Below are 15,000 nucleotides of genomic sequence, written 5' to 3'. Positions count from 1 at the left end.
AAAGAGACTGCACACGGCAGTCCCTTCCTCAATATAAATTTATAATTCCACGGATTTACTCATCTCGTTCCATACCGGCTGCCCGATCAGGCCCAGACGCCAGATGGCGATCCCCTTCAGCCCGTAGCGCTTGGCAAGCCCGATCTTTGCATTCACAGAGGTCTCATCCTCACTGAAAACCGAGATGCCGAGAATCAGCTTGTCCTTGCTGACCTGCTCCAGCGCCAGGCGGATTCCCTGGTCGACCATAGCCAGCGGCTCCGGTCTGGATTCATCTTCATAGGCATAAGCCATAATCACCAGATCATCAGCTAGCGTTGCCAGCGTCTTATAATCATAGCCCTTGTAAGAGCCGTTCAGCGGCGGCAGAATCACTGTCAGCTTCAGTCCTGCCGACCGGGCAACGGCCGCCAGATTCTTCACGAACGTATTGAACCGGCTCTGCACCAGCTTCTTGTCTCCCGTCAGTCCCAGCCCTTCCAGATCCAATCCGATGCCCTGGAAGCCCTTCTCCGTTGCCAGCGAGACGATGCTTGAGATGGTCTGCTGCTGTAATACGGGGTCTTCAAGATTTTTGGTCAGCTCAAGCTCCTTATCTCCCGAATAGACCATCAGATAAGGGGCCGTGCCTGCGGCTGCGGCGTTTTGGACTATCGACTCCGGCGTCACATCACCGTCAGCCTTCGGCCACCAGAAATCCGTACTGCTTGTCGTAAACTGGCCGCTGCGGTCAAGCCGGCTCCAGCCGAAATGAACGGCATCGAAGCTCGGAATCAGCGACACCTCGCCGTAAGACTTCTGGGCATAGAAGCCGAGTGTGTAGAGGTCTCTTTGGGGCGAAGTAATGGATACAGTCTTGGTCGCCTGATTCCAGCTCACCCCTGCCCCGAACTGCTGGCCGAAGAAGCTGAGCGGAATCATCGTCGTGCCGCGGATATTCTGCGGTGCTACAGCCAGCTTAACTGCTGCGCCGTTGACTGTTGCCGTTGTGCTGCCTAATGTAAGAGTGACCACCTTGGAGCCTGAAGCTTCGGTATTGGTCGCTGTAATTTTCTTGGCAGCCTGGTTCCAATCCACTTTAATGCCGAGCGCTTCGGAAATGGTCCGGAACGGCACCATCGTTGTTCCGCTCATTACGGCCGGTGACACCGGAAACGGCAGCGGATAACCGTCCAGCATAATGGTTACGCTGTTTGAGGCAGCCTGTGACGGCTGCACAGGAAGGGCGGCAAATCCGCTCATTGTAATCGCTGCGCATAATACCAGCTTACCTATTCTTTTCATATGTTCTATTCCCCAATCTGCAAGATTTCTGAATGATTAACAGTCACGACCCTATTATTTTACCAAACTAGCACATTTTAGCAAATTAATAGATTGTCACTTTTGAATGACACCACTGATATTTCTTCAGAACCCTGCAGCCGGGAGACCTACATGAACGCGGCTAAAAAGACACCTACCGCACGCCGGGCATCCACTTGAGCGGCTACCTCAATAAATTCCCCTACCTTGGGCTGCGCCCGCAGATCGGCTACAACCATCCCGCTGGTATGCTCCCCCTGATGCTCCACACGGACCTTCATCTGCCGGCAGGTCAGCAGGTCCGGATGCAGCGCGGCCATCATGGCCAGCGGATCATGCAGCGGTGCTGCATTGATAATATAATTCGCCTCCCGGTAAAAATGGAAATAATGCTGCAGAGACTGGTCCATAAATTCGATAACCGCCCGGTTCTCTTCCTTGCCGTGACGCTTCAGCAGTTCCAGATGCTCCGAGGTAATCAGCGTTTCCAGCGTTACATCCAGCCCCACCATTAAGACGGGCAGCCCTGAGGTAAATACCCGGTCTGCCGCCAACGGATCGCCCCAAAGATTGGCTTCAGCTACCGGTGTCACATTCCCCGGTTTGAAAATGGTTCCGCCCATCACCACTACCTTTTTCAGCTTGGCGGTCAAATCCGGGTCCAGTTCAAGCGCCTGCGCCAGATTGGTCAGCCGGCCAAGCGTCACCAGCACGATTTCGCCGGGATGCTCATTAGCCAGTCTTACGATAAACGCTGCAGCACTCTCTTTAACCGGCCGCAGGGAAGACGCCGGGAGCTGGACGTCGCCAATGCCGTTCTCCCCGTGCACATGAGGCGAGAAGCTGCCAAGCTCACGGGCGAGCGCTTTGGATGCGCCTATGGCAACAGGGATTTCGTAATCCGGTTTGGCCAGATCCAGCAGCCTGAGCGTATTGTCAGCCGCCTGCTCGACGCTCGTATTGCCGAAGACCATCGTAATTCCCTCTATTATTACACCCGGAGTACGGAGTGCGTATAGTATAGCCAGTGCATCATCAATTCCGGTGTCACAGTCAATTATCATTCGGGTCAAGCTCATTTGCAGGTTCTCTCCATTCATCTCTGTAGTAAGCTGCGTCAAGTCAAGCAAAAAGCCTGCCGCGATTCTCTGAACAGCCAGTGTTCAAGAGGATCTGCGGCAAGCTTACTGTAATATTATTTAGTTGTACTGCTGGACGTAAGGTGCAGCCGCCCGGCTGAACCGCTGCAGGGCTTCAGCCAACACTGAACGCGGGCAAGCCAGATTGATGCGCAGATGCCCTTCGCCTTCAGGACCGAAAACGGAACCCTCGTTAAAGGCCACTTCGGCCTCCTTGTACATCAGCTTTTTGAGCCCGGCGGCATCCAGCCCGAGCGCCCGGCAGTTCAGCCAGAGCAGATAGGTGGCTTCAGGCCGCATAACCTTGACTGCAGGAAGATGCTCTGCCAGATAGCTGATTGCATACTCCGCATTTCCGGCAATATGCCGGATCAGCTCATCCAGCCAGGCCTCTCCTTCATTGTAGGCTGCCTCTACCGCTTCCTGGGCAAAATAATGCGACATATGCAGGCTGAGCGCCTTCAGCTTGCGTTCGTATTTACGGCGCAGCTCCGGGTTTTTGGCCACAATATAAGAGGTCTGCAGGCCCGGCAGGTTGAAGGTTTTGGTTGCTGCCAGCGTGGTAACCGTAATGTCAGCAAGCTCCTCCGACAAGGACGCGAACGGAATATGCTTATGTCCGGGCATGATCATATCGCAATGAATTTCATCGGAAATGACCGTTACCCCGTAACGCAGGCACAGCTCGCCCAGACGCAGCAGCTCTTCACGCTTCCAGACCGTACCGCCCGGATTATGCGGGTTGCAGAGCAGCAGCAGCTTGGCGCCGCCCTTCATCACCTCTTCGAGATGCGCATAATCCATTTCATAACGCCCGTTATTCAGAATCAGCGGATTCTTGGCTACTGTCCGGTCATTCATATTAATGACATCGTAAAAAGGATAATAGACAGGCGATTGCAGAATCACCTCATCCCCGGGTTTGGTAAGCAGCTCGACCGAAAGGCTGAGCGAGGTTACAATCCCCGGTGAATCAGTAATCCACTCCGGCTGAATCTTCCAGTCATGACGCCGGCTGTACCAGCTCACAATGGCCTGCTTGTAGGATTCGCCGGTTACACTGTAGCCGTAAATGCCGGACTCCACCCTGCGCAATATCGCTTCCTTTACCGCAGGCGGACTCTCAAAATCCATATCCGCTACCCACAGCGGCAGAATATTGCTGTTGCCAAACAGCTTTTCACTCTGGTCCCATTTATAGGATCGGGTATTGCGGCGGTCTATTTTGCGTTCAAAATCATACATTCCTTCAATCCCCTATCTTTTAGGCTTTTCAGATTATTGTATCACAGGGGGGACAATCCGGCATCCTATACCGCATCGCTGCCTTTACGCAGCCGTTCCAGGGACTGGCACAGCCTTTCCTCTTCAAACGGCTTTAAAAGATAATCCACAATTGCCTGGTCAAAAGCCCAAAGCGCATGCTGTTTACTTCCCGTCGTAACCACAATCTGAATTGCCGGCAGCTGCTGCTTAATCTGCTCTGCCACCAGTACTCCCTGCAGGCCGTGGAGCTGAAGATCCAGAAACAGAACATCCGGCTGCAGCCCGGTCATCTGTTCCAAAGCGCTCTGCGGATGAGAAGACATCCCGATCACAGCGACTTTTCCTGACCTGTGCAGCATGGCAGCCAGCTTATAGAGATCCTCCTGATTCACATCCAGCAAAAACGCCCTAATCATTTCTCTCCCGCCTTTCACCAGGAAATTGGTTTAAAAAAAGAGCTGCCCTTGGCGCCTGTCAAACAGACGTCCCGGGACAGCCGTGATTGAAGTTAACCCGCCTCAACTTCTGCTTCTGCCAGAACAATGAGCTGCAGACGCATAACGTCTTATTTCAGCGCCGCCGGCAGCAGGCTGCGGAGATCATCATTGTTAATGATCAGATGAATATTATTCATCGTCCGTAAAGAGCCGGAAATCACTCCGGCCAGCTGGCCGTGCGCATCCATCAGGGGACCCCCGGACATTCCGCTTGCTACCTGTGCTGAGGTCAGAATTCTGCTGCGGCCGTTAATCTCAGCTGCAGGCGTGTTGACGATGCCCTCGGTAATCATATTCGTATTCTTTAGCGGGTACCCCAGTGCGAATACCGTCTCGCCGTGTTTAACCGCATTCTTGCGCACCTGAAGATAGGAATAGGCATTGTCCTTTATCTTCATCGCCGCAGGCGAAGGCAGCTCCAGCACCGCTACATCCTTGAGCTCATCGTACTTGGTAACTTTGACAGGACTGATTACAGTCCCGTCAGCCATTACCCCTTCCATCCGCTCCGCACCCTTTACAACATGGTACGCAGTGACTGCAGTGCCGCCGGGGGACAGGATAATTCCTGTACCCGTGGCACTTGCCGTCCCGTCGCTTTTCAGCACCCGCAGATAGAACATCGCCTTTTCTGCAAGCTGATAGGTCTGTTCAGCGTTGTTGACAACCGGCGTATCGGCACTGGTAGTACCATTGTAAAAGAACGCTGCAGTCAACAGGGATACTATAATGCAAAGATACGCCAGCTGTTTTTTCATCCGCTTATCATTCCTTCATCGTTTATTGCACTACTGACATAATATCTTTGAACGCCCAGTGGGTGGCCGGCAGATCCTTGTACTTCACAGCCGTTACAGTCAGCTTCTTCGTGCCGACAATCCGGTTGATCATTACAACTGCCTCCGCACGTGTAATCGGAGCGTTCGGTTTGAAGGTTCCGTCAGGGAAGCCTTGCACATACCCTGCTCTGGACAGGGCGTTCACATACTGCTCGGACCAGTGGCCCTTCAGATCAGACTGTTTAGTAATGCCGGCAGTCTTGAAATCCAGATTAAGCACTGTAGTCATAATCTTCGCAAACTCGGCTCTTGTCAAGCCTTTTGTACCGCCAAATCCGCCGTCAGGATATCCCTCAATGATGCCTGCCGAAGCAAAGAATGCAGTCAGTTTTTCGTGCTCTGCTGTCACATCAGTGAAGAGATTGCCTACATTTACGTTCTCCATATCAAGCAGCGGTGCAAGGGAAGCAATCAGCTCATATCTTGTGATCGCTGCGCTTGGTTTGAACGTACCGTCTGCATAAGCAGTCATGTACTTGGTCTCATTCGCTGTGCCCTTCAGGCTGTACTTGGCATTTTCAACCGCATACTCGATAGTGATAACTGTATCATCCTGATCGGTGATCATTTTAATGGTCATGTTTCCTGTAATAAGAAGCTCTCCGGTGTATTTCGTGCTGTTGACCGTCGGTGTGCTGCCGTCAAGCGTGTAGTAGATGACTTGTCCTTCAGGTGCATTCAGCTTCAGCTTGCTGTTCTTGGCAACCTTCACCGGTGCTTCGCTGTCACCGTTAATGCTTGCATTGCTGGTAACTGCGGTGATGGCTGGCTCTTTGACAGGAATGATTGCAACCCCGCCACCGCCACCGCCGCCGCTGAATGGTGCAATGGTCCAGACACCTGTCAACATATCACTGCGTACTTTTCCCGGCGCAATTGTAATTGCATTAATTGTTGTTGTGCTGGTCAAGAGAATAGGATCTTTGTAACGCAATGATGTTTCATTTGGCGTACTTCCGTCCAGTGTGTAATAAATGATGCCATTAGGTTCCTTCGTCGCCAGTGTTACAATCACACTAAAAGTGAAGGTTTGCTCTCCGGATACTAATTCCGGGGCGTTTGCCTTTTGGAACCACGTTTGCGTAAACACATCGCTGTACTCCTTGCCCTTGACAACCGTGATCGCATTGATCGTAGTAGTTTTATCCAGAACAATCGGTGTGCTATAGCGCAGTGAATTTTCATTAGGCTTACTGCCGTCCAGTGTATAGTAAATGCTTCCTCCCGGCTCTTCTGTCTTCAGAATAACCGGCAGATTGTTAACAAAGAATTTGTCAGCTGCTTCAGCTGTTGGAGCTACAGCCTTCTGGAACCAGGTATCCGAGAACACCTCACTATACTCTTTGCCAGGGATAATTGTAACTGCTTTGATTGTAGTAGTGCTCTTCAGTACAATCGGCTTGCTGTATAGCAGTGAGGTCTCATTTGGAGTACTTCCGTCCAGAGTGTAATAGATTCTGGCTCCTTGCTCCTGTGTAACCAATTCGACTGCCATCTCAGTAATAAAGTACTTATCTTCCGAGTTCGCTGACGGTGTTACCGCCTGCTCCGGATATTTTACTGCCGGTTCGTTAATTACAATGCTTCTGCTTGCCCCTTCTACGGAGACGGTTAACTTAGCACCGCCTGCGGCTACAAGCTTTCCTGCATTTCCATTCAATTCAACTTGGCTTGGCTCTGCGCTCCAATTAACGAGTTCATTGCCGCCCAGTGTAAAGCCGGAATCCACACGGTTGATCAAATCCTTGGAATCCAGGATAACTGAAGCCGTGCTCAGACTGCCTTCAGCAGTTTCTGCAAATGCTTTAAGTCCGGGATTAAAGGATTGGACAGCTGTCCAGTGCTCTTCATTCAGACCCGCATAAAGTGTACCGGTGACCAGGTCTTCACTATTAGCTGCATATACCTTGTCTGCAACTTCCATATTTCCGTCAGCAATAACATTATCTTCCGGATTGCTTGGGTTACCTGCTACCGGCTTAGACGCTGCATCAAAGTAAGCAATATTATTCTTCAGCATCTGGAAGCTGAATACGGAATCGCTTATATCCGCAGATGCACTCTTCTGGCCTGCAATCCCTCCGAAGAATGCCGTTCCCGGTGTCAACAGACCGTTAACGGCTGCTCTCACTTCTCCGGTATTTAACGAGGATTCGATAGAACCGCTAATTGCAAACCCTGCAATACCGCCGCTCCAGGCGTTCACTTTACCTTCGGCAGAGATTCTTCCAGCGTTCAAGCTGTTGTCAATACTGCCGCTGTTGAAGCCCGCGATACCACCGGCAACAGCTTCGTCAGCATTCACATTTACATCTGCATAGGAGATTGAGTCGGTAATACTGCCCTTCGCCTCATTAAGACCTGAAATTCCTCCTACAGTCTTGATCAGTCCGCTGAAGCTTCCGCCAAAGCTGGAGGTGCGGATTGTACCAGCGTTTGCTCCGGTAATACCGCCGGCTGCTTCAGCACTGCCGCTGATGTTTCCGCGAGCGCCGGAAGTTTGAATTGTACCTGTGTTTTCTCCTGCAATACCGCCAAGCAGCTTCCATTCACCAGCTAGCATAGCACCCGAGCTTGAATCTTGAATAGCTCCTGTATTCAATCCGGCAACACCGCCGGCTGATTGTCCCCAGCCGCCAATTCCCCGGTCTGAGGCAGAAGTATCTATTCCTCCTTCATTCACTCCCGCAATACCGCCGGCATAAACCCCGGATCCGAAGGAATCAACCTCTGCGTTGGACACTGCATTATTAATAATTCCATTCTCTGTATTCCGTCCGGCAATGCCGCCAAGTGCTTTTCCGTTGCCGCTTTCTGCAGAGATGGAGCTATTTATTCCCAATGGAACAATAACACCGCCGCCGGACGATTCCTGGAGACTGCCAATTCTTCCACTTGAGGTGGAATTATTGATTGTTCCAGTATTTACTCCGGCAATACCGCCGGCACTAAACTCAGAGCCAGGTGCATTAACACGCGTAATGGATTCCGCATTTGAAATGGTACCCGTCTGGGCATTTCGGCCAGCAATACCGCCAAGCGCTATCCAGTTGCCGCTAATGTCTGCGGTGGAGCCGGCATTTTCAATTGCTCCCGCATTCACTCCGGCAATACCGCCTGCTGCGTCTCCGCTGCCGCTAATGTTTCCGCTGGAGCTGGAAGCACTAACAGTACCTGTGTTCATTCCGGCAATTCCGCCAAGGCGGTCTGTACCGGTCAGCATGAGGTTTGTAGCCACAACCTCATTGATAGTACCTTCGTTAACACCTGCGGCACTTCCCGTTGCTTCAGTACCCTTCAGGGTTGCGCTGATTGTAACCCCGGAGATCACTCCAGTACTGCGGTTAACTCCCGCAACTATACCAGCGTTCTTACCGGAACCTGTTGCTCCTGCAAAATTAATATTTGTAATTTCTCCAAGGTTTTCTGTTACAAAGCCTGTGTACTGGCCTTCTGTTACAGCCAGCTTCAGTCCGGAGAGCGTAAAGCCCTGTCCGTCAAACTTGTCCTTGAAGCTGTCGAACGCTACCCAGGCTTTACCACCGAGGTCAATGTCCCCGCCTAGCAGCAGTGTATTGATCTCAGGTTTCCCGGTAGCTGTTCTGTTGTACAGGTTGTAGTAATCCAGACCTGTCTCGTTATAGAGCAGAACCACTCCAATCAGTTGTGCCTGTGTGTTCAGAGTAACGGCACCTTCGTTAAAGCTGTCCAAGAATGTAATGTCATAGTCGATATTCCACATTCCTGATGCAAGCGGATCAAGCGCCTGACCCTTCGCAAGCTTCACTGCATCTTCGTTTGCGCCTGCATTTTTGCCTACGGCACTCAGTTCTCCTACATACCGAGAGCTGTTCACCTTACCATCCCGGAAATTGTAGCCGACCAGCGATCCCTGCTGGAAGTCTGCTCCCGGTGCACTTGCACTAAGTCCCGGCACATTCGCATAAACATTATTCAGCGTACCGTCGTTGTAACCGGCAAAGCCGCCGGTAAATGAACGGGTTGCCGATTTGATACCCGTTGTAGAAACCTTGGATTGCAGCGCATAAGAGCTGCTGATGCTGGCATTTCTTTCTACTGCCGCTGCAAAACCGCCGCTGCGTGTATCAAGGGCAGTGTTGGTTACATTGCCTGCAGCATATGAATCACTAATGCTAAAACGATCGACCGAGCCTACAAAGCCGCCGACATAAGCTCCAAGCTTACCGCTGATATTCATAGCGCCAGTAGCGTAAGAGAGCTTGATCTGACCATCACCGATATCCGTTTCGCCCAGCAAACCACCGAAGCCGCCTGCATATATTGTGTTGTCTTTATTAGTATCGGTGATATTAACCGGAATACCGGCATGGGTGTACGTAATCATCATATGGTCGCCCAGACCCACAATTCCGCCTGCACGTGTCGAAGGCAGCGAATTATCCAATGTCAGCGCCGTTCCAATTGTAATCGATTGGCCTGCCCCGGAGGCTGCTTCACTGTGATGAATTTCCCCATCTGCTCCCCAGCCGACAATGCCTCCGACATTATAAACACTGCTGGATTCTGCAGTCAGGCTGTTATCGGCAAAAGCATCAACGATAATGCCATTGCTGTAACCTGCGATTCCGCCTGCATTCACAGTCTTTCCGCCGCTTACCTTAAGGTCAACAGCCGAATTGGAAAGATAGATGGAGGCATCCGTGTTGCGGCCTGTCAATCCGCCTGCATACAGATCCATCTTATTGTCTGTTCCGGTTACTGTAATAGCACCGTTATGAACATTGGCCAGATAAATGCCTCTGTATAGCGGATATGCTTTACCAAAATCTAAACCAAGATCAATATCATCACTGTAGCTCGTTCCGGCAATACCGCCTGCTGCAGCTTCACCCGTTTTGGTTATAACGGTCATTACAGGAGCTGCTTCTACTTTGTATAGAATGGTATTCTCGGATTGACCCACAATTCCGCCTGCTGCCACTGTTTCACCAGGAGCTGCTACCGTGCCTGTGAACGAGCTGTCATTCATGGCTACATTGACAGCCCGGCCGGCAATTCCGCCGATTACTGCTTCCAGAGAATCTGCCAGGGTAGCCAATTTAACATTCTCTACTTTTACATGCTCAATATCGAAGGTATTGCTTTCTGAGCTAGCACCCAAGAGTTGCATGCCGCCAAGAGCTCCTTCTTTGTTCCCCACAATACCGCCAACTATGCCGTTACCGTTCAGCTGCACACCGCTGGCTGTTCCTGTGACTGTAATATTCTTAAGCTTGGTGCCGGCAGCTGCCTGTCCGATCACTCCGCCCAGAATGGAATCAGCGCCCCGTGCTTCCAGCACACCGTCAGTGAAATTCACTTCCAGATCACTAGCCGATCCAGTGCTATAAGCACCGATCAGTCCGCCGGTAATACTGTTCATACCAGATGCGGAGACCTTCAGTTTTGAACTTACTTCAGCCTTCAGACCTGTTACATCACCTGCCTGGCTGCCGACGATACCGCCCACAACAGCCTGATCAGCAGAGCTGCCGATGCTTCCGTCAATGGCATTGACAGAATAAGTATCAGCAATCAGATCAGATACGTTCTCACCGATAATACCACCGGCGATACCTCCGTTATATACCGTCTCAATCCGGCTGCCGCCGTCCAGGGTAAGCTTTAGCCCGGAGACGTTACCTGTGTTCTTACCGATGACACCGCCAACGGTTCCGCCGCTGATTTTAATACCGTTCAACAGCTTCAAATCAACGTTATTCACTGTACCAAGATTCAAGCCTGCCAGAGCGCCGCTGAATTGATTGCCTGTTACAGACAGCGGTTCAAGATTAATATTGGATACTGTCCCGTCCGCCCCTATTACTCCGAACAGACCGGAATAAGTGAAGACTGGCTGGAGTGTAAGACCGTCAATCAGCTGATTGCCGCCGTCAAAAGCTCCTGCAAAAGCATTTTCTTCCTTGTCGCCGATAGGAACCCATTGTTTGGATTGGATATGAATCGGATTCAGGACCGTGATTGTTCTTCCAGTGAAATTGAACTTGTCCACCCCTGCAATTGTACCATTAACAATTGCCGCAAGCCCTGCAAGCTCAGCTTCAGTAGTAATCTGGAAGTCTATAGCATCCTTGTCCTTCATGTACCAGTTGATGTTGGCATTCACCTCATTGCCGACATTCCCGCCAGTATTAGCCTCACGGTTCACTTCAGGATATTTATAGCTGGCGTTTAGCGAGCCGTATTTCCAGGCGCCGGTGAAATCCCAGCCGGACAATTCAGGGAATACGGTTCGATCCTTCAGTGTAGCTGAAAGAATGGTAGTCAGCCGTACATGCACGTTCAACCATCGGTGGTTGCCCTCTGCAAAATCCGGCAGATCCTTGTTGATGTTCAGTGAATCATCTTTTATATAGTAGGTTTTGTATAATAGCTCTTTGCTTGGATTATCATAACGTCCCGCAAATCCGCCTGCATAAGCGCCTGTTCTAGTTGATACTTCCGCTGCGGAATAGGCGTTAGTTACTTTACCGTCTTTAATTCTGCCGATAAAGCCGCCGGCATACGAATTGGCTGCAGTTGCAGAGACGCTCTTAGCCACGTAAGAGTTCTTCACGGAACCGCCGGTAAGCTCACCAATCAGACCTCCAACATTTGTGTAGACACCTTCTGCTGTAATTTTTGAAGACGTATACGATTGCTCCACTGTTCCTGCACTGTTACGCCCGATCAGGCCTCCCAGGAAGACGGATTGGCTGGCCGTTCCAGTAGCTTTACCCGTAACATCAATATCGATATAAGAGCCTTTCACTGCTCCGGTATTCTCACCAACCAGACCGCCGGCCAGTGTTCCCGCACCTTCTATGGTCAGATTCGCATTGGAATACGTGTAATACAGCGTTCCTGTGTTAATTCCTGCCAACCCACCAAAGATAACATTATTTCCTCTGGAGGAGACAGAAATTTTATCTGTGATGCTGTTGTTGGCAATCAGAGTGCGGTTCTCACCAACCATACCGCCGAGCTTAGAATTCGGTGCCGTTACTGCGATGCTTCCCTGCGTACGGCTGTTCTGAAGAGAGCTTACTGCAGTTCCCGGATTCAGTACAGGGTCACCTGTACGGGCATCGTTGAGGCCGGCAATCCCCCCGATTGTAGAGTTTGCTGCTGTAGCATTCACCTTAAGGCTAAGACCAGTGATGTAACTGTTTGTGATAACTGCTGAATCTGTACCCAGATTATAGCCGGTCATCCCTCCTGTAGTTGCAGCAGGTCCATTAATCGTAAGGTTCAGTGCTTTACCGACCAGACGCTCAATTCTGGATTTGTCATTATATCCGACAAACCCGCCGGTATATCCGTTTGCTGCTTCTTTTGTTGTATTAAGAAGTAAATTCTCCAGATTGATAGTAGTAGCGTCTCCGCTTAGGGTGCTGTTCTCCAGAACACCGGCTAAGCCCCCTGCTTTCACATTTGCTGTCTTCACTGAGATGCTGGCATAATCCGGTACTGTGGCACCCACTACAGGATTAACAATATCGGTAGCTGTGGCATACCCGACCAGACCGCCTGCTTTGATATCCGGCGCGTTAACAGTAAGAATCGCTTCCTCACCGGCATGAAGTACCGGAGTAGTAATGCTGGCACGGTTTGATGCGTCTGCACCTGCCGAACGGCCGGCAATCCCCCCGGCCTCAGTCCGTGCGCCTTCTGCAGTAATATTTACTACATGCGCAGTCGCATCTGTCAGAGATCCGGTATTAAGACCGGCAACCCCGCCCAGCAGTGCGTCAGTACTCTGAGAGTTAAGGGTGATGTTTTCAGCTAATACATAAGGAGCTGCCCCGTGGTTCTCTCCGAAGATTCCCCCAACATGTGCTGATGTTCCTTTAGCATTAACCGTAATCCGGCTTACTTCAATATACATTGCTGATGAACGGCTTATCCCGATTGCACCGCCGGCAATGCTATTATCTGCATTCAGATCTATCAAATAATCCTGTACAACAACAGGAGCCTCTTTGGTCCCGATCACGGCCAGCGCGTTCAGTTTTCCTGCAACTGCTCCAAGCGTATAGGCGCTTTTTCCGCTTTCGTTAAGAAGTCCTACTCTAGCTGCACGGCTGTCTGTAAGCGCCAGCGCTTTGTCATTGATACCGACCAGACCGCCGAGTGTAATATTGTCTGCACCAGCAGAAGTATTACTAACGGCCGCCTCAATAATCAGGCTTTTATAATCTGAAGATTCTGAATCACCGGCAATTGCGCCGCTGATTGTACCTTGTGCACTGCCTGCGATCCCGCCGACAATACCTCCTTCAGATGTAGCCTTAAGCTTAATATATTTAGCGGATACGTTATTAAGCGCTCCATCCAAATAACCTGTGATCCCGCCGATCGTACCATCTGAAGTAATAGTTGGAATAGAAGCAACATCGCCTGCCTGGGATGCCTGAATGCTTCCACCCAGCTCATAGCCGGTTATTCCGCCTGTATATACTTCGGATGTCCCTACAGCGTTGATGCTGCCTGCGAAGGAAGCATTACTGATACTTCCGCCAGCATCATAACCAGCAATACCGCCTGTATAAATTACAGTATTACCGCTAGCCTGAATATCAGCTGTATTCTTATAAGCATCTGCTGTTGAATTATTCAAAATAATACCCTTAGCGGCGTAACCGATTAATCCGCCGGTGTAGATATTTTGTAAACCAGTTGCGGTTACAGCCGTAGCGTTAGTGTATGGCTTAGTCCATGTAACAGTGCTGCCTGCATATCCGGCAATCCCGCCTGTGTGCACATTGCTCCCGCCATTATTAACAATAGCTGCAGTATTGTCGAATGCAATACTCATATCCGGACTGGTTATCACACCAGCCGCGCCAAGCAAGCCGCCTGCATATGTTGCGTTTGCGGCAGGAGCCTCAATAGTAACCGGTCCGCTATTGCTGGTTGCGTCTGAGAATACTGCCGTATTGTCAATTTTACCGATAATGCCTCCCGCATAGACAGTAGAACCACCATTTACAGTAACTGGAGTAACGTTACTGATAACGGTGTTTTCATCATTGAGGAACAGCGCACCGATGGCATAACCTGCAATACCTCCGGCGTAGACGGTATCCCCGCCTTGTGCGTTAGCAAGCACAGAGCCTGAGTTGGTGACCTTTTTGATATTCAATCCTGCTGCATCTCCGTAGCCTACAATTCCGCCGGCTGCCGAAGAACCGTTAGCAGTAACTGCACCATAGTTGAAAGAGTTGGCAATAGAGCCTTCCCCCATCCCTACAATCCCGCCTGCATACGCAGTGAAGGGAGCACTATCCGTTGTAACAGTAATGTAGTTGTTGATGTCATAAACGATACTGGAACCGGACATTTTTCCGACTGCCGCTCCTGCATAGACATCATAGGTAACACTTGTTACACTGATCGATCCGTTATCCCGGAACTGAAATCCCCCAACGGTACCTCCAATCATATTACCTACCAGCCCCTGGTAGGACAGATCAGGCTTAACGTTCATCCCGGAAATTTCGATTATTTGTCCATCCTTTGAAATGAGCGTTCCACGAAAAGGGTAATCGCCGGTTCCAATAGGTACCCATAGATATCCGCTCAAATCAAGGTCTTGGTCTACTTCCAAAATTTTGCCGCTGAGACCATTAATCTTATTTCCATTGTCATCCGTATCTTCATTTACCAGCTTCGCCACCCCAGCGAGCTTCCGAACTGAATCAATCTTAAAAGTCGTATAGTCCGGGTCGTACCATGACGTCTCTGCCGTGGTTAACCAGGTTTGGCCGTCAGCTTTGGCCATCAAACCGCCGGTAACTGCCGCGATAGTCAGTACGATCAGTACAACCGCCAACCCGAGGATTGATTTTTTCTTTATTGCCATCATGACACCACCTTAAAATAGGAATGTAATTCAATACAGCAGGATACCCACACCAGTTCTTTAACTGG

At 50.5% G+C, this 15,000-nt stretch carries 6 protein-coding genes; all 6 read right to left on the bottom strand.

The window, feature by feature from the left end; translation table 11 throughout:
• Positions 1–39 precede the first annotated feature (39 nt).
• The 6 genes from M2108_RS15245 to M2108_RS15220 all read right to left on the bottom strand — a co-directional run bounded on the left by M2108_RS15245 (position 40) and on the right by M2108_RS15220 (position 14,935).
• Complete coding sequence (locus tag M2108_RS15245) at positions 40–1,284, bottom strand: stalk domain-containing protein (protein ID WP_277470230.1); 1,245 nt, start codon at positions 1,282–1,284, stop codon at positions 40–42.
• Between the two features lie 149 nt (positions 1,285–1,433).
• Complete coding sequence (locus M2108_RS15240) at positions 1,434–2,369, bottom strand: nucleoside hydrolase (RefSeq protein ID WP_277470231.1); 936 nt, start codon at positions 2,367–2,369, stop codon at positions 1,434–1,436.
• Positions 2,370–2,504: 135 nt separating this feature from the next.
• Positions 2,505–3,689 carry a MalY/PatB family protein gene (locus M2108_RS15235; protein ID WP_277470232.1) on the bottom strand — a complete coding sequence of 395 codons (1,185 nt, stop codon included), beginning with the start codon at positions 3,687–3,689 and terminating at the stop codon, positions 2,505–2,507.
• Between the two features lie 65 nt (positions 3,690–3,754).
• Entirely contained in the window at positions 3,755–4,126 is a 372-nt protein-coding gene (locus M2108_RS15230; RefSeq protein WP_277470233.1) for a LytR/AlgR family response regulator transcription factor, read from the bottom strand.
• Between the two features lie 149 nt (positions 4,127–4,275).
• Positions 4,276–4,965, bottom strand: coding sequence for a S1 family peptidase (locus M2108_RS15225; protein ID WP_277470234.1), 690 nt, complete (start codon positions 4,963–4,965; stop codon positions 4,276–4,278).
• Positions 4,966–4,987: 22 nt separating this feature from the next.
• Entirely contained in the window at positions 4,988–14,935 is a 9,948-nt protein-coding gene (locus M2108_RS15220; RefSeq protein ID WP_280777080.1) for a chitobiase/beta-hexosaminidase C-terminal domain-containing protein, read from the bottom strand.
• Positions 14,936–15,000: the final 65 nt, after the last annotated feature.

The organism is Paenibacillus sp. PastM-3, from assembly GCF_029893965.1.
Taxonomy (GTDB): domain Bacteria; phylum Bacillota; class Bacilli; order Paenibacillales; family Paenibacillaceae; genus Paenibacillus_AQ.
This window is presented reverse-complemented; position numbering and strand designations above follow the sequence as displayed.

Excerpts from the sequence above, each read along its gene's own strand:
- M2108_RS15240 (WP_277470231.1), bottom strand. The coding sequence starts at position 2,369 with ATGATAATTGACTGTGACACCGGAATTGATGATGCACTGGCTATACTA.
- M2108_RS15225 (WP_277470234.1), bottom strand. The coding sequence starts at position 4,965 with ATGAAAAAACAGCTGGCGTATCTTTGCATTATAGTATCCCTGTTGACT.
- M2108_RS15235 (WP_277470232.1), bottom strand. The coding sequence starts at position 3,689 with ATGTATGATTTTGAACGCAAAATAGACCGCCGCAATACCCGATCCTAT.
- M2108_RS15230 (WP_277470233.1), bottom strand. The coding sequence starts at position 4,126 with ATGATTAGGGCGTTTTTGCTGGATGTGAATCAGGAGGATCTCTATAAG.
- M2108_RS15220 (WP_280777080.1), bottom strand. The coding sequence starts at position 14,935 with ATGATGGCAATAAAGAAAAAATCAATCCTCGGGTTGGCGGTTGTACTG.
- M2108_RS15245 (WP_277470230.1), bottom strand. The coding sequence starts at position 1,284 with ATGAAAAGAATAGGTAAGCTGGTATTATGCGCAGCGATTACAATGAGC.